The 22,604-nt window shown below is 33.9% G+C and carries 19 protein-coding genes; 8 read left to right on the top strand and 11 right to left on the bottom strand.

What is annotated here, in order from left to right; all coding sequences use genetic code 11:
- Position 1 precedes the first annotated feature (1 nt).
- The 3 genes from IRZ99_RS06330 to recA all read left to right on the top strand — a co-directional run bounded on the left by IRZ99_RS06330 (position 2) and on the right by recA (position 2,123).
- On the top strand, positions 2 to 385 hold the full coding sequence (locus IRZ99_RS06330; RefSeq protein ID WP_026982373.1) for a DoxX family membrane protein: 384 nt from the start codon (positions 2 to 4) through the stop codon (positions 383 to 385).
- 56 nt (positions 386 to 441) lie between these two features.
- A complete protein-coding gene (locus IRZ99_RS06325) occupies positions 442 to 951 on the top strand; it encodes an acyl-CoA thioesterase (protein WP_194656448.1) in 510 nt (169 codons plus the stop codon).
- 164 nt (positions 952 to 1,115) lie between these two features.
- On the top strand, positions 1,116 to 2,123 hold the full coding sequence (recA, locus tag IRZ99_RS06320; RefSeq protein ID WP_086065163.1) for a recombinase RecA: 1,008 nt from the start codon (positions 1,116 to 1,118) through the stop codon (positions 2,121 to 2,123).
- Between the two features lie 549 nt (positions 2,124 to 2,672).
- Here recA and IRZ99_RS06315 read toward each other — a convergent pair.
- Positions 2,673 to 3,428, bottom strand: a complete 756-nt coding sequence (locus IRZ99_RS06315; protein WP_194656447.1) for a 1-acyl-sn-glycerol-3-phosphate acyltransferase — start codon at positions 3,426 to 3,428, stop codon at positions 2,673 to 2,675.
- Between the two features lie 286 nt (positions 3,429 to 3,714).
- On the opposite strand from IRZ99_RS06315, the gene IRZ99_RS06310 reads away from it, so the two are divergent.
- Positions 3,715 to 4,092 (top strand): GxxExxY protein, encoded by a 378-nt coding sequence (locus IRZ99_RS06310; protein WP_194656446.1) that lies wholly within the window; start codon positions 3,715 to 3,717, stop codon positions 4,090 to 4,092.
- A gap of 197 nt (positions 4,093 to 4,289) precedes the next feature.
- Complete coding sequence (gene trpS, locus IRZ99_RS06305) at positions 4,290 to 5,264, top strand: tryptophan--tRNA ligase (protein WP_194656445.1); 975 nt, start codon at positions 4,290 to 4,292, stop codon at positions 5,262 to 5,264.
- Between the two features lie 78 nt (positions 5,265 to 5,342).
- Here trpS and dprA read toward each other — a convergent pair whose 3' ends face one another.
- A complete protein-coding gene (dprA, locus tag IRZ99_RS06300) occupies positions 5,343 to 6,443 on the bottom strand; it encodes a DNA-processing protein DprA (protein ID WP_194656444.1) in 1,101 nt (366 codons plus the stop codon).
- Between the two features lie 258 nt (positions 6,444 to 6,701).
- Between dprA and IRZ99_RS06295 the strand changes: the two genes are divergently transcribed.
- Together IRZ99_RS06295 and IRZ99_RS06290 are read left to right on the top strand one after the other, a co-directional pair.
- Positions 6,702 to 7,664 (top strand): SPOR domain-containing protein, encoded by a 963-nt coding sequence (locus IRZ99_RS06295; RefSeq protein ID WP_194656443.1) that lies wholly within the window; start codon positions 6,702 to 6,704, stop codon positions 7,662 to 7,664.
- A gap of 125 nt (positions 7,665 to 7,789) precedes the next feature.
- The gene (locus IRZ99_RS06290) at positions 7,790 to 8,239 is read left to right on the top strand and encodes a hypothetical protein (protein ID WP_194656442.1); all 450 of its coding nucleotides are present in this window, start codon (positions 7,790 to 7,792) and stop codon (positions 8,237 to 8,239) included.
- Between the two features lie 33 nt (positions 8,240 to 8,272).
- Here IRZ99_RS06290 and IRZ99_RS06285 read toward each other — a convergent pair whose 3' ends face one another.
- The 9 genes from IRZ99_RS06285 to IRZ99_RS06245 all read right to left on the bottom strand — a co-directional run bounded on the left by IRZ99_RS06285 (position 8,273) and on the right by IRZ99_RS06245 (position 20,819).
- Positions 8,273 to 9,034: a hypothetical protein gene (locus tag IRZ99_RS06285; protein ID WP_194656441.1), complete on the bottom strand. Its 762-nt coding sequence runs from the start codon at positions 9,032 to 9,034 to the stop codon at positions 8,273 to 8,275.
- 167 nt (positions 9,035 to 9,201) lie between these two features.
- Entirely contained in the window at positions 9,202 to 9,960 is a 759-nt protein-coding gene (locus IRZ99_RS06280) for a hypothetical protein (RefSeq protein WP_194656440.1), read from the bottom strand.
- A 69-nt stretch (positions 9,961 to 10,029) separates the two neighbouring features.
- On the bottom strand, positions 10,030 to 12,309 hold the full coding sequence (locus IRZ99_RS06275) for a helix-turn-helix domain-containing protein (protein ID WP_194656439.1): 2,280 nt from the start codon (positions 12,307 to 12,309) through the stop codon (positions 10,030 to 10,032).
- A gap of 99 nt (positions 12,310 to 12,408) precedes the next feature.
- Positions 12,409 to 12,984, bottom strand: a complete 576-nt coding sequence (locus IRZ99_RS06270) for an OmpH family outer membrane protein (protein WP_194656438.1) — start codon at positions 12,982 to 12,984, stop codon at positions 12,409 to 12,411.
- A gap of 247 nt (positions 12,985 to 13,231) precedes the next feature.
- Positions 13,232 to 14,080 (bottom strand): bifunctional 2-polyprenyl-6-hydroxyphenol methylase/3-demethylubiquinol 3-O-methyltransferase UbiG, encoded by an 849-nt coding sequence (locus IRZ99_RS06265; protein ID WP_194656437.1) that lies wholly within the window; start codon positions 14,078 to 14,080, stop codon positions 13,232 to 13,234.
- 51 nt (positions 14,081 to 14,131) lie between these two features.
- A complete protein-coding gene (locus IRZ99_RS06260; RefSeq protein ID WP_194656436.1) occupies positions 14,132 to 14,596 on the bottom strand; it encodes a hypothetical protein in 465 nt (154 codons plus the stop codon).
- 183 nt (positions 14,597 to 14,779) lie between these two features.
- Entirely contained in the window at positions 14,780 to 16,651 is a 1,872-nt protein-coding gene (gene mnmG, locus IRZ99_RS06255) for a tRNA uridine-5-carboxymethylaminomethyl(34) synthesis enzyme MnmG (protein ID WP_194656435.1), read from the bottom strand.
- Positions 16,652 to 17,049: 398 nt separating this feature from the next.
- The gene (gene ybeY / locus IRZ99_RS06250) at positions 17,050 to 17,469 is read right to left on the bottom strand and encodes an rRNA maturation RNase YbeY (RefSeq protein WP_194656434.1); all 420 of its coding nucleotides are present in this window, start codon (positions 17,467 to 17,469) and stop codon (positions 17,050 to 17,052) included.
- Positions 17,466 to 20,819: a DUF4175 family protein gene (locus tag IRZ99_RS06245; protein ID WP_194656433.1), complete on the bottom strand. Its 3,354-nt coding sequence runs from the start codon at positions 20,817 to 20,819 to the stop codon at positions 17,466 to 17,468. Before IRZ99_RS06245 ends, ybeY begins: the two co-directional genes overlap by 4 nt.
- Before the next feature lie 161 nt (positions 20,820 to 20,980).
- Here IRZ99_RS06245 and gltX point away from each other — a divergent pair, with 161 nt between their 5' ends.
- Complete coding sequence (gene gltX, locus IRZ99_RS06240; RefSeq protein ID WP_194656432.1) at positions 20,981 to 22,486, top strand: glutamate--tRNA ligase; 1,506 nt, start codon at positions 20,981 to 20,983, stop codon at positions 22,484 to 22,486.
- Positions 22,487 to 22,604 lie beyond the last annotated feature (118 nt).

Below are 22,604 nucleotides of genomic sequence, written 5' to 3'. Positions count from 1 at the left end.
AATGAATAATGTTGCCTCCATTTTACTGTTAGCTTTTTTAGCCTTAACCTTTTTACAATCAGGCTATGAAAAAATTTTTTACTGGAAAGATAATGTTGAATGGCTCAAAGGACATTTTGCCAAAACACCATTAAAAAACCAAGTACCGCTTGCCCTTGCGCATCTTTTAGTTTTAGAATTAATTTCTGGAATTTTATGTGTTGTTGGTGCGATACAATTATTAACAAATAGTGGTCGCGAATTTGGTTTTTACGGCGCTATTTTTTCATGTATTTCTTTGTTAATGATGCTTTTTGGTCAACGTTTGGCCAAAGATTACGATGGCGCAAGAACCATTGTAATTTATTTTATTCCGGCCGTTATGGCTGTTTATTGGTTGAATTAAATCAACCGCAATTTTGTAATTCTAAAATCCGTAAAGGATTAAAATAAATTAAAAAAATGAATCCAAAACATCCTTCAGAATCGCTGACTATATTAACTGATTTAGTTTTACCGAGCGAAACAAATCCTTTAAATAACCTTTTTGGTGGTGAATTATTAGCCCGTATGGATCGCGCCGCCAGTATTGCTGCCCGCAGACATTCTCGCCGAATTGTAGTAACAGCTTCTGTAAATCACGTAGCTTTTAACAGAGCAATTCCGCTTGGGGCCGTAGTCACAATAGAAGCAAAGGTTTCAAGATCTTTTAAAAGTTCTATGGAAGCTTTTATTGATGTTTGGGTAGAAGACCGTGAATCCGGAAGCAGAACCAAAGCCAACGAAGCAATTTATACTTTTGTTGCAGTAGATGATAGCGGAAGACCTGTCGAAGTTCCGGCAATTATACCGCAAACCGACTTAGAAATTCAGCGTTTTGATGCTGCTTTACGTCGTAAACAGTTGAGTTTACTGCTTGCAGGGAAAATAAAACCAGAAGAAGCTACAGAATTAAAGGCTTTATTTTTATAGTAAATTTTGATACAATTTGGAACAATAAACTTCAAAAAAAAGAAGTATTTTTACAAAATTACAAGCCTGATACAAATCTAAGTCAGTACGTTATTTAATTTCTGATTTATTTTGAGAATGAAAGAATTATAAAAATTTAGATGAAAGAAAAAGAAAAAAAAGAGATGAGTTCAGAGAAAGATGCCAAATTAAAAGCGTTACAACTTACGCTTGACAAACTAGATAAAACCTACGGAAAAGGTACCGTAATGAAAATGGGCGATAAAGCCATTGTAGAAGTTGAAACTATTTCTTCAGGTTCTCTTGGTGTCGATTTAGCTCTTGGAGTAAACGGTTATCCAAAAGGAAGAATTATAGAAATATACGGACCAGAATCTTCTGGTAAAACAACTTTAACTTTACACGCAATTGCCGAAGCTCAAAAAGCGGGTGGAATTGCTGCGTTTATAGATGCAGAACATGCTTTTGATAGAAATTACGCTGAAAAATTAGGCGTTGATATCGAAAACTTAATCATTTCTCAACCAGACAATGGGGAGCAGGCATTGGAAATTGCTGAAAACTTAATTCGTTCAGGAGCAATTGATATTGTGGTTATTGACTCGGTTGCTGCCTTGACACCAAAAAGTGAAATCGAAGGTGAAATGGGAGATTCTAAAATGGGTCTTCATGCACGTTTGATGTCTCAGGCTTTGAGAAAATTAACAGGAACAATCAGCAAAACAAACTGTACTGTTTTCTTCATCAATCAGTTGAGAGAGAAAATTGGTGTTATGTTTGGAAATCCTGAAACTACGACGGGTGGTAACGCCTTAAAATTCTACGCTTCAGTACGATTAGATATTCGTCGTTCATCTCAAATTAAAGATGGAGAAAACGTAATTGGAAACAGAACTAAAGTAAAGGTTGTAAAAAACAAAGTTGCTCCACCGTTTAAAACTGCTGAATTCGACATTATGTACGGAGAAGGTGTTTCTAAAACCGGAGAAATTCTTGACTTGGCTGTTGAGTTTGATATCGTTAAAAAAGCAGGATCTTGGTTCAGTTATGGCGACACTAAATTAGGTCAGGGTCGTGATGCTGTAAAAGCTTTAATCAAAGACAATCCAGAATTAGCAGATGAATTAGAGGCTAAAATTAAAGCACATATTAAAGAATTAGCAAACGCTTAAATCTTTATAAATATCCTTAAAACAAGGCTTTACATACAACCCGACAAGATTTAAAACTTGTCGGGTTTTTTATTTCAAAAATAATAGTAAAACTGACGCAACCTTTTTAAAACAATTACATCTTATAGAGAGACATAAGAATTGGGTATCGTTATAAGTACCCAATTTGAAGGTTTTTAGAATAAATTTGGTTGATTTGTTTTAAATAAAAATCCGTTGGCTTGTTTGGTGCTGACGGGTTTTTATTCTTTTTTAAAAAAAATATTCAATTTCGACGCAACCTTTCTCATTTTTCGCTCTCTATAGTATTATGACGTTAACTTGAGTTCTAACCAAACTCTTTATTATCAACTCTTAAAGTCTTTTACTATGAAGGAAAAATTAGAAGTGTTGTTGAATAAAAACCGTAAAAAAACCAAACTAAGATTTAAAAAAGTGTTACGCTTTATTTCAGAAAAAATTATCCATAGATAACTTTTTGAATATAAAATGGGGGGTTTTAATTCAAAAGAAAAGCCGACTAATTATTGCAATTAGTCGGCTTTTAAATTATTTTTTATTTTTTACTTTTTGAAACTCAAGCAAGCCTTTGTAGATCACTTGCCTGACTTTATCACGAAGTTCTTTTCTGCTTTCTCCGGTTAACCCTTTAGTTTCTATAAAAGGGAGTATCTTTACTCTCATTTTTCCGGGGCTGCCGCTCAAAAAAGTATAGGAGAATCTTTCCTTGTTGTCCGGATAAACAATCGGAACAATCGGAATTTGATGCTCAATCGCTAATCGAAAAGCGCCGTCCTTAAATTCATCCAATAATATACTTTCATCATCAGGAACTCCTCCCTCAGGAAATATGCAAATACTAAGTCCTTGATTAAGTCTGCTTTGTGCCCTTTTGAAAACTTCATTTTTACTTCTTGAAGAATTTCTATCAACCAAAATACAGGTTCTTTTATAGAAAAATCCAAACAACGGAATCTTAACGAGTTCCTTCTTTCCCACAAAGACAAACGGATTTCTAACCACTGCCAAAGTCAGCATAATATCCGTCATTGAGGTATGATTAGCAACTATCATATAACTCTTTCCTCTTTCCAGTTTCTGTTGGCGCTCCACCAAATAATAAAAACCCATCCCAAAAAGGATGAATTTAGCCCAAATGCGGGCCATTTTAAAGAAATAGGGGTATCCACTTTCGGTTATAATAGAAACAAGCAAAAACGGCAGCATAATCAATATCGGAATGGCCATTACCACGTAAAACCAAATGCGCCACAAAATCCAAAAAATAATCTTAATTCCTTTCATAGCTTCAAATGTAAGAAAACAGAAATGAATTTTTGATAAAAGAATTGCTTCTCTTGGCAAGTAGAGTACTTTTTTTACCACAAAGAGCACAAAGATTTTCACAGAGAAAAGAAGGTTTGAAAACTTATTGCAAGCAAATTAAGATCACGGAGATTTGTGTCTGTGAGAAACTCATCTATGATTTTCAATTATTACAAACACTTTATCATTTTTCAAACTTTATGTTTCAATAGTAAAAAAAACATTAATTTTATAAGAAAATATTTATTAAAAAATTTATCATTATATGACAGAAAATGAAATATCGACTATTATAATTGGATTAGCAATTGATGTTCATCGAGCATTAGGACCAGGTTTGTTAGAAAATGCTTATCAAGAATGTTTATTCTACAAAATTACACAACGTGGACTTGTTGTCGAAAAAGAAAAAGCAATACCATTAATTTTTGAAGAAGTAAAGTTAGATTGTCGCTATAGAGTTGACTTACTAGTAGAAAACAAATTTATAATCGAAATAAAAAGTGTAGAATCATTAACAGTACAACACTTAGCTCAGACTTTAACTTATCTGAGGCTTGGAAACTATAAACTTGGATTACTTATAAATTTCAACGAAATACTTTTAAAAAATGGAGTAAGAAGAGTCATTAATGATAAATAAAAGGCACGATTCCTCAGTGATCTAAGCTAAGTTTTACTTTATAGACAACAGTGAAAACTTCGGATCTCTGTGAAAAACTTCGTGCACTCTGTGGTAAAAAAACATTAACATAGAACGCTTACGTTCTAAAACTTTACAAAAACTTATGCTCTTTGAGGTAAAAAAACGAACTTTGCGTTTAGAAATAAAAAACTAGAATGGCAAAAATACTAACTGGTGTTCAGAGTACTGGAACGCCACACTTGGGAAATTTATTAGGAGCAATCATACCTGCAATTGAATTATCGAATAATCCTGCAAATGAATCTTATTTGTTTATAGCTGATTTACATTCGATTACACAAATTAAAGACGGAAAAACATTAAGAGAAAACACTTATAGCACCGCAGCTGCATGGCTTGCTTGTGGTTTAAATCCAGATAAAGTTACTTTTTACAGACAATCTGATGTGACGCAGACAGCCGAATTAACCTGGTATTTAAGCTGCTTTTTTCCATTTCAAAGATTGACTTTAGCCCATTCTTTCAAAGATAAATCAGATCGTTTAGACGATGTTAATGCCGGACTTTTTACTTATCCGATGTTAATGGCTGCCGATATTTTGTTGTATGATGCTGAATTTGTACCGGTTGGAAAAGACCAGTTACAACATTTAGAAATCACTCGCGATGTCGCTTCCCGTTTCAACCATCAGATGGGCGAAACTTTTGTAATTCCAGAAGCTAAAATTCAGGAAGACAGTATGTTGATTCCGGGAACCAACGGCGGAAAAATGAGTAAATCTGCCAATAATATTATCAATATTTTCCTTGATGATAAAGTGTTACGCAAGCAGGTAATGAGCATTGAAACCGATAGTACGCCACTTGAAGAACCAAAAAATCCGGATACCTGTAACGCTTTTGCCATTTATTCATTATTAGCAACTGAAGAACAAATTGCGGAAATGAGAGCGAATTATTTAGGCGGAAATTACGGTTATGGTCACGCCAAACAAGCTTTGTTTGAATTGATTACCGAAAAATTTAAAACCGAAAGAGAAAAATACAATTACTACATAAACAACCTTGAAGAAGTAGATGCACTTTTGAAAAAAGGTGCTGAAAAAGCTTCTGTTGTTGCAGATGGTGTTTTGGCCAAAGTTCGAGAAGTTCTTGGATTTGGAAAATAATTTTTTTGCCACGAATTACACAAATTTACACTAATTAATTCGTGCAAATTTGTGTAATTTGTGGCAACTTCTTTTAAATTAAATCGCCTCAAAAAGCTTCCCTGGCAAAGGCCGAATAACACCTTTCAATTCCATATTCAAAAGCATTCCTGAGATTTTATAAATAGGAAAATCACATTGAAGCGCAATTACATCCAGCAATTCTTTTCCGTTCTTGAGCAGAAAATCATAAATCTTTTGCTCGTCCAATTCTAATTCTACAAACAATTGTTTTTGTACGGGTTTTGACTTCTTTTCAATGTCCCAATTCAACACATAAACTAAATCAGCAGCGCTCGTTAGAACGTTTGCTTTTTGTGTTTTGATCAGATCATTGCAACCCTGGCTATATTTGTCTGTAACGCGCCCGGGAACGGCAAAAACGTCACGATTATAATCATTGGCTAAATTTGCGGTGATCAGCGAGCCTCCTTTATCTGCAGATTCAATTACAATGGTGGCTTCGGTCATTCCGGCCACAATACGGTTTCGGCGTACAAATTTCTCCTTATCCGGGTTGGATGAGCTCCAAAACTCTGTTATAAAACCGCCATTTTCTTCCATTCTGGCAATATATTTTTTATGCGTTTTTGGGTAAATTTGATTCAGTCCATGCGCCAAAACCCCAATGGTCTGCAGGTTATTATCCATTGCCAATTGATGTGCGACAATATCAACTCCGTACGCAAAACCGCTAACAATTACTGGATCTAGCGGCGCCAGATCTTCAATAAACTTTTTGCAGAATTCCATTCCGTATGAGGTAATCTGCCGCGTCCCGACAATACTTATTAGTTTTTTGTTTTTTAAATTAATATTTCCTGAAGTAAAAATCAAAACAGGCGAATCGATACAATGTTTGAGACGGTCTGGATAACTTTCATCCTGAAAAAAGGAAACATTAATGGCATTCGATTTAATGAATTCTAATTCCTTATTGGCCTTTTCAAAAACCGTCTTGTCTTTTAGATTCCGCAACAAAACCGAACCAACGCCATCAATACCTGCAATTTGATTACTTTTAACTTTGAAAATAGCTTCAGGATTTCCAAAATGGGTCAATAGTTTTTTGGCCATAATATCACCAATGCCATCTACTTTTAATAAGGCTAATAAATAAAATAATTCCTGGTCTGACATGGCTTAAAAAAAAGTTTATTGAGAGGACAAAAAATATCTTTTAAAACAAATTATTATGAAATTAAAAGAAGCGCAAAGATATAAATTAGAAGTAAATTCTTATAAAAAATTAAATAGTAAAGATTTCGCATTACTTTAGTCAAAAAGCTAATTTTATTTAACTAACTGAAAACGAATTGTCTATAAAATTATCAGAATTGTTAATAAAAATTGTGAATAAAATTTTGATAACTATATTGGATGTATAACTTTGTTACTATGAAAATCGAAACTTATATAGCACAGTTATTGTATCGTTATCAGTGTGTAACGGTTCCAGGGTTTGGAGCATTTTTAACCGAAATTCAATCGGCGCAGCTTAATTCAAGTACAAATTCGTTTACTCCACCGAGAAAAACGATCGCATTTAACAGTCTTTTGAAAAACAATGATGGTTTGTTGGCAAATCATATCGCGCTAACAGAAAAAACCTCCTATGGATTTGCTGTAAGTGCTATTGCATTTCAAGTTTTAAGCTGGCAAAAGACGTTAGAGGAATCTGGTGTTTTAAATATAAAAAACATCGGTGATATTCGTCTAAATGCCGATAATAATATGGTTTTCACTCCAAGTGATCAAACTAATTATCTAACGAGTTCTTTCGGTCTTAGTCCGTTTGTTGCTCCAATGGTAAAAAGAGAAATTTTTGAGAAGAAATTACAGGAAATCGAAGAATCGAAAGTATATCAATTACACGATTCTGAAGAAGAATCAAAATCTTCAAATTCTTTCTTAAAATATGCAGCAATTTTTGTTTTAGGTCTTGGCATTACAGGAAGCATTGGTTATCCGTTATACCAAAATCAAATCACTACAAAAACGCTTGTAGTAGAAAATGCGGTTCAGAAAAAAGTAGAGAACAAAATTCAGGAAGCTACATTCTTTATTGAGAATCCGCTACCTGCAGTAACTTTATCTGTCGATTCTGCAAAAACAGAAGTTGTAAAAGTACTGCCTTATCACATAATGGCAGGTGCATACAGAAGTGAGGCAAATGCAAGAAAAGCTTATAACCAACTGGTTAAAGATGGTTATGAAGCGCGAATGCTTGGCGAAAACAAACATGGCTTATTCCCGGTTTTATACGGAAGTTATGCAACAATGTCTGAAGCTCAAAAAGCACAAAAAGAAATACAAAAAGGTGAAAATCCAGATGCCTGGATTCTAGTCGAAAATCTATAAAATTTAAAAAGTCTAATCTTTCGATTAGGCTTTTTTTTGGCCTATTTTATTCTTAAAAAAGCCTTTTACGTTAATATACATCCTCAGCAGCACATACTTTAGATTCAAATAAATCTATAAAAATTATGTGTTACAAATTAAAATTATTCTTTGCTTTTCTTTTAGTATTAACTTCACAATACTTTTATGCTCAGCAAATTACTACGACATCAAAAGCGCAAATTGCTTTAGAAAAAAAAGCGGAAAAATCCTCCGATGATTATCATAAAAAGCTAAATGACGAACATGCTAAACTGAAACAGAATCAGGACAAACTAAAAAAAGAGCAAAAAACGGTTGAGAAACATCAAAAAGATTTGAAAAATTCAGAAAAAGATTTACAGAACAGCAAAAATAAAATAGCTAAATTAGAATCTGAAAATCAAAAGATTAATTCAAAATTGAGTTCTCTTACTACAGAAGAATCTCAGAAACAACAAGTCAAACTGAAAAAAAATGAACTTGAAATTCAAAAACTTAAAGTAAAGCAAATCAATCAGCAAAAAGCTTTAGAAAAGGCACAAGCTCAGATTTAAAAATAAAAAACCTGTTTCATGTGGAACAGGTTTTTATTTTGCAATTATCTTAGCGTTTTGCGAAAGAATCACTTTACCATTCTGATAAATAGTTAGTTTCGCCGGAGGCGCATTTTTTTCACCAGCAACTATAAAGGCGCATTCATACGTATAATTTTCCTTCTTAAATTCGTATTGGTGGTTTCCTCCACTTCCTTCTACCACGAAATTTCCTCTATAAATTATTAGATCAGGCTTTTCACTCATCGCTTTCTCAATTGGCCAGGAAACATAGCGATAATTCTCATTTCCCAAATTATCAATTCTGATCCTGAATTTTTCTGTTTCCAGAACACAAATCGGTTTTAGAAAAAAAGCAATACTGGAATCCAATTCTTTTTTTTGAGCAGCAATCAGTTTCTTTTTCAGATCAATCTCTGCTTGTGACTGGTAATTTACACTGGTTAAACGGCCATCAAAATCCATCCACACATTGCCCTGATTTAGCATTATACCGCGCCAACCCATATCAGACCAGTCTTTTGCAGGATCTGATTTTGTAATTTCATTCTTTAAAGCGGTATCGAAAATTTCATCATAACGTTTGATAAAATCAGATTTGTCGATAATATCAGGTATTGGATATTCGCGTTTTAAAGGATAAGCAACCAGTTCTGCGATCACTTCTTTCTTGTCACTTTTGATCGCATCAATAAAGCTTTTGATACATTTTTGATACTCAGGTTTTACAGTCTGAGCCGAAACGAAAGCGTCCACAAACAGTACTAAAACCAAAAACAGATTTACTTTTTTCATATTAAAAACACTTTAATTGATAATTAATCTGATTATTAAGTTCCAAATATAAAAGTAATTAATTTATGCTTTCACATAAAAACTTTAAGTTTATAACGCATTAATTCATCTCATTATTATTCCAATAAAAACCAAAAAAACCTGTTCCACATGAAACAGGTTTGTTCTTATTTGGTTACTATTTTCGCATTCTGATTGAGAATCTCTTTTCCATTCTGAGAGATTGTTAGATAAGCTGGTGGAGAGTCATCTGTACCGATTACAATGATATAACATTCATACAAATAAGCGTCCTTTTTGAATTCGTAATGGCTATTTCCTCCGCTTCCATCTGAGATCCATTTTCCATTAGTAAGTATTAAATCAGGCTTTTGACTCATCGGATTTTTAATCGACCACGAAGCATATCGGTAATTATCGTTTCCTAAGTCATCTATTCTGATTCTGAATTTAGACGTTTCCAAAATATAAACCGGAGCTTTAAAAGTGGCAATTGACGGATGAAGTTTTCCTTTCTCGCCGGCAATTAATTTGTTTTTAAGATCTTTCTCCGCCTGCGATTGGTAATTTATTGTAATTACTTTTCCGGTTGTATCCATCCAAATATCGCCTTGGCCAAGCATTATGCCACGCCAGCCCATTTCTGCCCAATCTTTTGCGGGATTTGAGTTTATGATTTCTTTCTTGAGGGTTGCATCAAAAATTTGATCGTATCGTTTTATAAAATCGGCTTTATTTTTAACCGTGGGGATTGGATATTCTCTTCCAAGCGGAAAAGAAATAAAAGCCGCAACTCCTTCCTTGTTGTTGCTTTTTACATTGGAAATAAAGCTTTTAACGAATTTTTGATACTCCGGTTTTAGGTCCTGCCCTGATGAATTATGAACACAAAAAACAATAAATAGTACGTAAATTATCTTTCTCATAATTTTCTATTTTACATAATGTTTAATCGGTTTATTCCGATTATAAACACTAAGTTACAAAATAGAAAATTAATTGATACTGGCTTTGAACATTTTAAGTTCGTCCCAGGTAAATTCTTCGCCGTGTTTTTCTTTCAAACCATTCAAAGATTCTTCCTGATAAAACTGAAAAGCCTCACGCAACGCCAGAATTTTGTCGTATGGCAAAACATCAGATATATCAACTTTCTTCGCCTGAATTAATTTAACCAAATGCAATTCAATAGTTTGGACATTCAGTTTTCTAATTCTGGCAATATCCTGAATGGAGTTTTTTTCCAACCACAAATCATACGTTTCTTCCACTGTAGTTTTCTTTACTGCTTTCGGTTCGTTTTTATCTAATTTTCTGGCTGTATAACGCACTGTAGGTTCATCCAATTTAAAAATATCAGTATTCGCCATATTAAATTCCTCTCGTATCTTAGAAACCTTGTCAGTTTTATAGTTTTTAATCGCTGTAGACGTCAATTTCTCTTTACAGATGGTTTCACCTGCCACAACGATTTCTATGAGTAATTTGGCCTTCATTAAGCGCAAAACTGCTTTAGTTTGCAAATCGTCTAAAAGAGCCAGTTCTTCATAAAATTCCTTGACTTTCTTAAACTTCTGAATTTCAGCCATTTTCTGCAAAAGATCAGTTACCAGCCTATCCATCGATTTAAAAAAGTAATCGTAAGCCGCCACTACCCTTTCCTGCACGAAATATAAATCGACATTTTCTTTGCTGAAAATTTTATTAAGCTGCTGAATGAATTTCTGCGAAGGATCCACCAACGCATCGATGGTTTCTAAACGCTTGTGCGCCCAAACAGAATGTTTCGCTTTTTCAGAATTAACCGCATTTTCATTATAACTAAAACGATGATTTCGCCATTCCTGAGCCAAATCTGTCCAATTAAAACTGTTAATCAAATAGTTATGAATAAAATTTTTGGTTTCGAAGTGAAGCGAATTTTTCAGGACTTCTTCTGTCGCTTTGTTCAAAGCATAATCCATTACATCTTGATCATTCGAAATACCATTCATTTGCAGTGGAGAAAGCAAAATAAGGCCGTTTAAAGACGTTAAACGTGATAATGCCACATAGGCCTGTCCGGGAACAAAAACTTGCGATACATCGAGCGCAGCTTTCTCAAAAGTTAATCCCTGACTTTTATGCACTGTAATTGCCCAGGCCAATTTTAGCGGATAATGCGCAAATGTACCTAAAACTTCTTCTTCAATCTCTTTTGTCAGCTCGTTTACTTTGTAGCGAATGTTTTTCCATTCGTACTTTTCCACTTCAATGGTTTTATTCTCTTCCGGAAAATGAACAAAAATTTCCTCCGGAGAAAGGGATTTGATAACGCCCATTTTTCCGTTGAAATAGCGCTTTTCAAATGACAAATCGTTCTTTACAAACATGACTTGTGCACCAACCTTTAATTTCAAATTTTCTTCAACCGGAAAGATTTTTTCCGGAAAATCGCCCACCACAAAAGGCTGATAAGCATATTCATTTCCTGCCAAATCGCCTATAGCCTGCTCGTTCATCGAATCGGCTTTTGCGTTATGGGTGGTCAATGTGATATAACCCGGATTATTCTTTAAATCGAAATCCGGTTTTACATATTCGTTCAAAATCTGAATATCTTGCGGTGTAATCTGATTGTTTCGAAGATTGTTCAAAACCGAAATGAATTTATCATCACTCTGGCGATAAATCTTAGATAATTCAATGTATAAGGGCGGATTTTGCTGAATTACATGCGAATGGAAAAAGAATTTTCCTTTGTAATAATTACGCAAAGTGCGCCATTCTTCATCCCGAATTACGGGCGGTAATTGCAATAAATCGCCAATAAACAGCACCTGAACACCTCCAAAAGCGCGAGTATTTCTTCGTACCGTCTGCATCATAAAATCAATCGCATCAAGTAAATCGGCACGCAACATACTCACTTCATCAATAATCAGTAACTCCATGTTTCTGATTACATTACGCTTAACATTGTTCATTTTGAAATGCCTGCGCAGCGACTCTTTATTTTCAAATTTTACCGTTTCTGTAAACTGTGAACTCTCTTCATAAGTCGGTAAAAAGGCCGAAAATGGAAGCTGAAACATCGAATGAATGGTTACACCGCCAGCGTTTAGTGCTGCAATTCCGGTAGGTGCCACCACAACTGTATTTTTATGTGTAGTCGCAATGATTTCGCGCAATAAAGTCGTCTTTCCAGTCCCGGCTTTACCAGTTAGAAATATAGATTTTTGCGTTTGATTAATGAATTGTAAGGTGTAAGCAGCAGCTTCTGAAACGTTTTGCATTGGGCGTGTATTGAAATGCCAAAAGTATCGCCTTTTTATAAAAGAAAAAACCTAAATCTTGACAGATTTAGGTTTTTAATTTAGTTAGTTTGTTTGGTATTATTTTTTAGCTTCTTCTTTCGCCGGAGCCGGAGTTTCCGTTTTAGGCTCAGCTTTATATTTATCGTTCAAAGCTTTAATGATATCTTTTGTGATGTCATATTTCTCTTCAGCATATAAAATTGACGCTGCATCTCCTGTTCCGTAGATATAAGAATAACCGTTTTTCTTACCGTAATCTTTGATGAATTTTTTAACTCCGCTTATTAGAGAATCCATTTCAACACCACTTTCTTGCTGCAATTGTTGAGATAATGCTTGTTGAGCATAACCCAATTGTTGCTCTCTTTTTTGCAATTCAGCTCCTCTTTGTTGAGCCCATGCCTGTCCATTAGCTTGCGCCTGACTTTGAAAATTAGCAGCGTCTTGTTTAAAACGAGTAATTTCCGCTTGTAGCTGTCTTCCTTTTTCTTCTGCCTGAGCTTTGTATTTAGCTTCAAGATCTTTTGCTTCAGTGTACTCTTTCATTAAAACCGAAGTATCAACGTAAGCTGTTTTTACTTCCTTAACCTCTGTTGCTTTATTACACGAAACAACCAAAATTGAAAGTGCGATAATTACTAATGCTTTTTTCATTTTCTAAATTTCTATTTTTTTTAATGTATTGAAGACAAAAATATAAAAAAATAAATAGCATCAACATAAAGTTTAAAAAATGCTATAATTTTATGATATTGTTTTTATTTATGGAAAGAAAAATGTCAATAATTCAACACTATTAAAACCGGCTTTAATAGCTTTTATTAGAAACGTTTTCTCGAAAAAGACATAAATTACCCTCAGTAAAGCTGAAAAAGCGGCAGAAATGCGCTTAAATTGCGTTTTACTTGTTTTTTAAGACATAAATGTGGGATGAATACTCTTTTGTACTGCCCGCTTTTAAATTTGATTTTAATCCGATGAAAAAAGCGCTGATATAATTCATTTTTCCAGTTTTGTATTTTTCGGATAATAAACTCACATAAAAAGAATCAAATTTCATTGGAAGCACTTTTTCCAATTTCATATCTACTTTTTCAAAAAGCGACTCAATGGCTTTTTTTGAGAAATGCCAAAAATGAATTGGTACATCATAAGCTGCCCAAAATTCATTATAATATTTTGCGTCGTATGATTTAAAATTTGGAACCGCAACAATTAATGTTCCAGTTGGTTTTAGCAAACGCTTCAATTCCTGAATTTGAAGTTCTAAATTTGGAACGTGTTCCAAAACGTGCCACATGGTAATTACGTCAAACGAATTATTTTCAAGAGCGTCAATTTCGTTCACAAAAGAAATTCCTTTTTGTATCGCAATATTTTTTGCTCGCTCGCTTGGTTCCACTCCAACAGTTTCCCAACCGTCATTTTTTGCGGTCAATAAAAAATCTCCCGTTCCGGCACCAATGTCTAAAATTCGTCCTTTTTGAGATTGCTCTAAATTGATTAAATTCAGTTTATTCTTTAAAGCAATATTTTTTACAAAATGATATGCTTTTTCAAATAAGGAACGTTTATTATCTGTATGCGAAATATAATCTTCGCTTTCGTAATATCGTCCAAGATTTTCCAAAGCGGGTTGTGGAGATGTAATCAACATATCTAAAGTTTCATCGTGGTACAATTCGAAAATTTCTTTCGAAACAGAATGATCTTTAACAGTAAGAAAATGTTTTTTGTTTAAAACGTCCATTTTATAATTAGTAGGTATTTGGGTTTAATTTTAGGCTTTAATATATATTCTTTAATGTTTCCAATTTATTTTCACACCCGACATCTTTTCGTTTTCAATTCTTATATCTGCCAAGATTGTAAAACCGTTTTTTATATAAAACGGCATTGGAGATCTATAATGTTTTGTATTCTGTTTTATTTCATTTTCATGATCAATAACCCAACCATTCAAACTCGTATTGTTCTTTTTTAATTCATTGACTAAAAGTGAACCATTTCCTTTTCCTTGTATTTGATGGTCCAAAATTATAGCAAACCAATCTTCTCCTTCTCTCAGAAAAGTAAATGCCCAGCCATTAATTTTATTTGAATCATCAAACAGCAAATAATGTTTTGTATTTGAAAGTCCGTTTAAATACAATTCAAAATCTTCATTGTTTTTCAAATGCAATCTCGCTGGATACTCCTCGTTCCAAAGTTCACGCAGAATTTCTTTTTCCTCTAAAGACAGCATTTTCTTTTCTATAATCTTCATATAACGAAATTTTAGATTTTAGATTACTGAAATAGTTTCACGTGGAACAATTAGTTTTTGTTCCAAGTTTTTCTTGTTTCAAGTTTCAGGTTAAATCCTCAAACTAAAATTCCCTCCCAGTTTCGCGTTCCAACAACCTGAAATCTGAAACAGATCAAGACGCACTAAAGTGCGTCTCTACCTTTATCTTCCCATATAAATCAAAAGCACAGAAATATCACTCGGAGAAACTCCGCTGATTCTTGAAGCTTGTGAAATGGTTACAGGACGAATTCTGCTCAATTTTTGTTTTGCTTCAATTGACATCGATTTGATTTTATCATAATCGAAATTCTCCGGAATTTTCACTTCTTCTAAACGAGTTAGTTTGTCAGCGTTATTTCTTTCCTTTTCTATATAACCAGAATATTTGACCTGGATTTCGGCTTGCTCCAAAATTTCCTGATCAACATCATTTGCTTCTATATATTCTTTTACTTTTTCAAACTTCATCATGTCCTCCAAATCAATTTGCGGACGAGAGAATACTTTGAACATTTTATCACCTTGTGTAATTGGAGCAGTTTCTTTTGCTTCTAAAATTGGATTCGTTTCTGCAACCGAAACACTTGTCTCTTTGAAAAACGCAACCATCTTTTCAGATTCATTTAATTTCTTTTCCATTCTGCGTAAACGAGCTTCAGAAGCCAAACCAATTTCATGAGACATTGGTGTCAATCTGAAATCAGCATTATCTTGACGCAACAATGTTCTGTATTCTGCTCTAGACGTAAACATACGATAAGGTTCTTCTGTTCCTTTCGTAATTAAGTCGTCAATCAATACTCCAATATAAGCTTCATCACGTTTTAAAATTAACGGCGCTTTTTCATGCACTTTTAAATGCGCATTTATTCCGGCCATCAATCCTTGCGAAGCTGCTTCTTCATATCCTGTAGTTCCATTTATTTGTCCGGCAAAATATAATCCCTCAACTAACTTTGTTTCCAAAGTATGTTTCAATTGCGTTGGTGGAAAGTAATCGTATTCGATCGCATAACCTGGACGAAAGAATTTCACATTTTCAAATCCGGCAACTGAACGCAAAGCTTTAAATTGAATATCCTCAGGAAGCGAAGTTGAAAATCCGTTTACATAAACTTCACAAGTATTCCATCCTTCCGGCTCAACAAAAAGTTGATGACGTTCTTTATCTGCAAAACGATTTATTTTATCTTCAATCGAAGGACAGTATCTTGGCCCAAGACTTTTGATTCTTCCGTTGAACATTGGCGAACGATCAAAACCTTCTCTTAAAATATCATGCACGTCCAAAGACGTGTATGTCATGTGACAAGATCTTTGATGTGTCAATGGAGCTGTCAAATCAGAATACGAAAACTTATCCGGCTTTGCATCTCCTTTTTCTTCGTTCATTTTAGAATAATCCAAAGAACGTCCATCCACTCTTGGGGGCGTTCCTGTCTTCATCCTTCCAGCTTCAAAACCTGCTTTCACCAAATCTTCGGTAATTCCGGTTGCGGCACTTTCTCCTGCTCTTCCTCCTCCAAATTGTTTTTCTCCAATATGAATCAAACCATTTAAAAAAGTTCCGTTTGTCAAGACGACAGATTTAGATCGAATCTCTACTCCCAACGAAGTTTTGATTCCTTTTATCTTTCCGTTCTCGATAATCAAACCTTTTACCATCTCCTGGTAGAAATCCAAATTTGGAGTTCCCTCCAGCATCATTCTCCATTCTTCAGCAAAACGCATTCGATCACTTTGAACTCTCGGCGACCACATTGCAGGTCCCTTTGATTTGTTCAACATCTTAAATTGAATTGCTGTTCGGTCTGAAACAATTCCAGAGTATCCTCCCAACGCATCAATCTCACGCACTATTTGTCCTTTTGCAATTCCGCCCATCGCTGGGTTGCAAGACATCTGTGCAATGTTCTGCAGGCTCATCGTAACCAATAAGGTTTTCGATCCCAAATTTGCGGCCGCTGCCGCGGCTTCAGATCCAGCATGACCTGCACCAACTACTATAACATCGTATTCTTCTAAAAACATTTTATTTTCTATTCTCTGGGAAACCGTTTAAGTTGGTCCTCAGAATTAAATTCTTTATTCTTTTGTTCCACGTGGAACGTATTAAAGGGTTTCAAGTTTCAGGTTTCAAGTTTCAGGTTTCAAGTTTCAGGTTCTCACTTTACGAAAGTTCCACGTGGAACATCCGTAGATTTTTTTCCAAAACTTCAAATCAAAACTTCAAATCAAAACTTCAAACCAAAACTTCATTTTCAAATGTTCCACGTGAAACGATGAAATTTTCCTTTCAAAATTAAATATGTTTCACGTGGAACGTTCAGATTCCTTTATTATCAAAACCAAACATGTTTCACGTGGAACAACTAACTCGTTCTAATAACTTGAAACTTGAAACCAAATAAACCTGAAAACAAACTTCTCTACTGTTCCACGTGAAACATTGCGATTTTTTCGTCTTCTTTCGAACGCATTAATTCAGCATCTTTCTCTGACTTATCTTTATAACCACAGTAATGTAATATGCCGTGAGCCAAAACGCGTTTCAATTCTTCTTCAAAAGAAACATTAAAATCCTTTGCGTTATCTTCTACTCTTTCAACAGAAACAAATATATCTCCGTTTAGTTCGTTACCAACCGTGTAATCAAAACTGATAATATCTGTTAATGTGTCGTGATCAAGATATTCTACATTTATCTTATGAAGATATTCATCATCACAAAATATATAGTTTATCTCTCCTTCGTTTTTATTCTCAGAAACGATTACAGCACTTAACCAATCAGAAAAGGCTTGTTCGTTATCTAAAGTAAATTCGGTTTCGTAATTAAAATTGATCATTTTGTATTAAAATATTCTTGAACCTTTTGATTAAAATTCGAGCGCAAAGGTAGTGATTGTCTATTTAAAATCTCTACACTGTTTAAATATTCCAAAAGTGAACTTGGTAAAGCATTCGAACGATTAGAAAATTCAGCTTTGTTTGTTTCAGATTGACGCTTTGTATCCTGACCTTGTTGTTGCACTGCGTTGTTTAATTTTAATAATTCCTGCTGAATATTTAAAATCCTTTGAAGGTTCTCATTCTTAAAACCTTTATTTAAAAGTTGCTTTTCAGATTGTTTCATTTGATCAATTACAGATTTGCCTTGAGAATCTAAACCTTGTTTTGCCAACTCTTTTTGTAAAGCTTCACGAAGTTTTACCTGTTCTTTGTATATTTCCATAATCGCTTCAGCATCTCCTTCTCCATCGTTACCTTCTTTATTCTCATTTCCTTTTCCACCATTTTTATTTCCCTGCCCGTCTTTACCTTGTCCTTCTTTACCCTGCTGTTTACCTTCACCACTTTTACTATCCTTTCCTTCTCCGGGTTTCTTTCCTTCCTTCATTCCTTCTTTCATTTTATCACCCAACCCTTTTTGCTTTTGAATAATATCTGGCAATTGCATTCCTTGTCCTTCTCCCGGTTTTGGTTTTCCAGATCCTGGTTTCGACATTGACATTTGCATATTATTTAATAAGTCACTCAAAAAGTCAGCTAATTTATTGGCAGACGAAACAGCATATTGCTGATGTGAAACTCCTTTTGGAACCTGAACGTCTGTCAAAGATTCAATAGCTTTGTCTACATTATATTGTACGTTACCAATTTCCTTCGTTACATCTTCTGCTACTTTTGGGTTTCTCAAAGACAAAGCAAACAAACTATCATCTACATGTTTGAACTGTTGTTTCAAATTCTGTTGTACTTTAATGTTTTTAGTATAAGCCGAAGAACCTAATTTCATTGATTTAAATTGTTTCATTACATCTTCCTGAGATAATGAATAAGCTAAAAGATTATCCAAAACCTGACGAAGCATTGCAACATCTTCTTCTAATTGTTCCTGATCTCCACCTTCCATACTTGATTGCATTTGTTGTGCCATGCTCTTCATTTTTTGAGCAGCACTTTTTTGTTTTGGCTTAGCCGAAGAAGTATTCTTTTTAGCCAATTCCTCAGAAGCTTTTTGTAAATCAGAATCAACATCTTTTTCTTTTGAAGCATCGGACGGAATATCCAATGGTGCTTTTAATGTTTTATTTTCTTCTTTCAAATCCTTCAGATCTTCCTGGATCTTATCAAAAGATTTATTGATTTCATCCTGTTTGTCTTTTGTGTTTTCACTGTCTTTATTCGAAAGTTTCTCTTGTTGTTCTGCTAACTTATTTAATTTTTCAGCAACCTGATCTGCTTTTTTCTCTACATAAAAACGTTTTGTTAACTCAACTAATTGTTCTAAGTTGCGAGATTGGTTCTTGCTAATCTGTTTGAATTTTTCCATCTTATCAAACAAATCTTCACTGTTCAATTTATCATTTAAGTTCTTTAATTCATCTAAAAGCTTTTGGTTTTTCTCCAAATCTTTCTCTGCATTGTCTAAACGCTTTTGTAAATCATCAGCCGTTTTGTCTTTCTTTTCGTCTTTGAACTTATCTAAATTCTGATTCATTTTCTCAGCGAACTGTTTCATCAATTCATCTTGTTGTTTTTGACGTTTGATAAAATCATTGATTTTTTGCTGATCTTTGAACTCTAAATTATCCTTTTCTTTTCCTGTATTTTGAATCTTATCCATTTCAGAAAATTGCTTGTTCTGATTCTTCAAAGATTTTTCAAGACTATTGATGTTCTGATTTTGTTGTTGCAATTCCATATCCTGAACTTCATCTGTAGTAGAAACTCTGTCTGAAAAAACAGAAGACTTTGTACTCTTAAAATGATGAGGCGCATCATTATCAAAAACCTCGAAATAGTATTCATACGATACTCCTTCTTCTACAGCAAGATTACTTGGAAAGTTAAAAACGAACTGATCAAATACTGCTTGCTTAACAGGAATGGTTCCACGCTTAGCCGTGTTTGGTTTGTTACGTTCATAATAAACTATTTGTAATTTCGATAAACCATAGTCGTCTCCCAATCTTCCCAAGACATAATTTTTATCCAACTTTAAACTGTCTGGTGCGGGAGAAACTGTGATCGTTGGATGCTGATCTTTGATAACTGACAGCTGATAATCCAGTTTTTCATAGTTTTTAACCTTATTATTCGAAGTAAGAATTTGATATTCTGTATTTTGACTGATGTTTCTAGCCAATTTAAACTCGTTTTCTGCTTTATTGAACTTAAAAACTGCATTTCCATCCTTCCAAACAATCTCCTGAGTCGATTGTGTATTCATTTTCCAGGTTACCAAAGTTCCTTCCGGGACAATTGCATTTCCAGTTCCTTGGATAGTTTCTGATTTCTTTTTTAAATAAGATGGAAAATTCAACACCATTTCAAAGTTGGCAATTGATGGAACTGTAATCACTTTTAATTCATATTCATCAGATGAAACTGAATTTCCTTCAAAAGAAAATTGAACATTATCAACTGGTTTTTCAATCTTGAATTCAAACTTTCCTGGTTGCGAAGATTCCATAAAATAGCTTTCATCCCCAATATGAATCATCACATTCTCCGGAACTACTTTCCCAACCGATTCCATTTTGATGACGAAATCTTTATTTTGTTCTGTTTGTAAATTCGAATTTAAAACCACAAATTTGAAAGGAGCTGGTGGCAAAAAGGTAGCATTGAAATGTACCACTCTATTTAAACTTTGCGAAATAATATTGCTATTTCCAGAAATATAAAACACGGCAACAAGTAAAACTGGAACCAAAGCCAATGGCAAATATTTCTTATTCGCTTTAAAATTGATGGCATTCCCAAATGGAATTGGCTGCAACGAATTCGCTTTTTGTTCTATCGAAGCCAGCATTAATTCTGAACTTTCTGCTGAATTTTCAGAAGAAGATAATTGTAAAAAGTTCGTCAGCTTATCACTTACTTCTGTAAAGTGGTTTCCAATAATTTTAGAAGCCTGATTATAATCAATTCCTCTCTGAAGTTTGAACAACTTGAAAATTGGAAACAAGATAAATCGGAACAAAAGGAAAACTTCTACTCCAATAAACAGCCAAAATAAAATCGTCCTTCCTACTGGTTTTAACCAAAGAAAATACTCTATAAAAAGCGTAAACAGAAAATACAATAATCCAAAACCAATAAAAAGAAGTCCCCCTTTTATCAATTCATTGGTGTAATATTTCTTTATAAAAGCTTCTAACTTTTGATATATAGCAGATGTCGTTTTCAAAATAAAATCTCTTTTGATTATAACCTATAAAAGTAGTAATTATAGTTATTCAAATTCCAAAAAATAAATTCCAAATTCCAACTTGAACAGCATCTTGGAATTTGGAATTTAAAAAATTGGAATTTAAGTAAAGTTGTATCTTTGCATCAAAATTTAAACAAATGTCAAAGCAAGTTCGCGTGCGTTTTGCACCAAGTCCAACAGGACCTTTACATATTGGCGGAGTTCGTACTGCCCTATTTAATTATTTATTTGCCAAAAAAAACAATGGTGTTTTCTATTTAAGAATTGAAGATACAGATCAGACTCGTTTTGTTCCTGGTGCTGAAGCTTATATTATGGAAGCATTAGAATGGTTAGGAATTGCTCCTGAAGAAACCGTTGGTAAAAATGAAAAATTTGGTCCGTACAGACAAAGTGATCGTAAAGATTTATACCAATCTTATGCTGATCAATTGATCAATTCGGGTTGGGCGTATTATGCTTTTGATACTCCGGAAGCTTTAGATGCACATAGAAAACAGCACGAAGCAGAAGGAAAAACATTTATTTACAACCATCACAATCGTGAAAAGTTAGATACATCTTTGGTGATTTGTGCTGAAGAAGTTGCTAAAAGAATTGCTAATGGAGAGCATTATGTAATCCGTTTTAAAACTCCGGTTAATGAAACTTTACATTTAAAAGATATCATTCGTGGCGATGTAAAATTTGAAACGAATTTACTTGATGATAAAGTATTATTTAAAAGTGATGGTATGCCAACCTACCATTTGGCTAATATTGTTGATGATCATTTGATGGAAACTTCACACGTAATTCGTGGAGAAGAATGGTTGCCATCGATGCCGCTTCACGTTTTATTATACAGAGCTTTTGGTTGGGATGCTCCGGAATTTGCACATTTACCTTTGATTCTAAAACCGGTTGGAAACGGAAAATTATCAAAAAGAGATGGAGACAAATTAGGATTTCCTGTGTTTCCATTAGAATGGAAAACCGAAGAAGGCATTTCATCTGGTTACAGAGAGAAAGGATTTTTCCCTGAAGCTGTTATCAACTTCCTTGCTTTGTTAGGTTGGAATGACGGAACTGATAAAGAATTATTTTCTTTAGAAGAATTAGTTGAAGCATTTGACCTGAACAGAGTTCATAAATCGGGAGCAAAATTTGATCCTGAGAAAAACAAATGGTTCAATCACCAATATTTAATCAAACAAAATGATGCTGATTTAGCGAAAGACTTCACTCCTTTTTTAGTTGAAAAAGGTGTTGATGTTTCTAAATATGACGTTACAAGAATTGTTTCCTTGATTAAAGAAAGAGCGCATTTTGTTTCTGAATTTTGGGATTTAACTGATTTCTTTTTCCAGGCTCCAACCTCTTATGATGAAAAAGCAAGCAAAAACTGGAAGGAAGAAACTCCGGCTTTAATGCAGGAATTGATTTCGACTCTTGAATATATTGATGGATTTGACTCCGCAAATATTGAAGCCATCGTAAAAGATTGGTTAACTAAAAACGAAATTGGAATGGGTAAAGTAATGCAGCCTTTCCGTTTAAGTTTGGTTGGAGCTCTTAAAGGTCCTCACCTATTTGACATTGTTGAAATCATCGGAAAAGAAGAAACTATTTCGAGAATTCAGAAAGCCATAAGTACTTTATAAATAAGTATACTTTAAATATCAAACGCTAAGAAACATCTATTAAATGTTCTTAGCGTTTTTTTAATGTCTAAAAAATTTAAATTGGAAGAATATTCGTAATTTACCCAATCATAAAAAC

This window comes from Flavobacterium sp. LC2016-12 (genome assembly GCF_015351595.1).
Lineage (GTDB): Bacteria > Bacteroidota > Bacteroidia > Flavobacteriales > Flavobacteriaceae > Flavobacterium.
The sequence above is the reverse complement of the archived record's forward strand: the minus strand, read 5'-3'. Positions and strand labels throughout refer to the sequence as shown.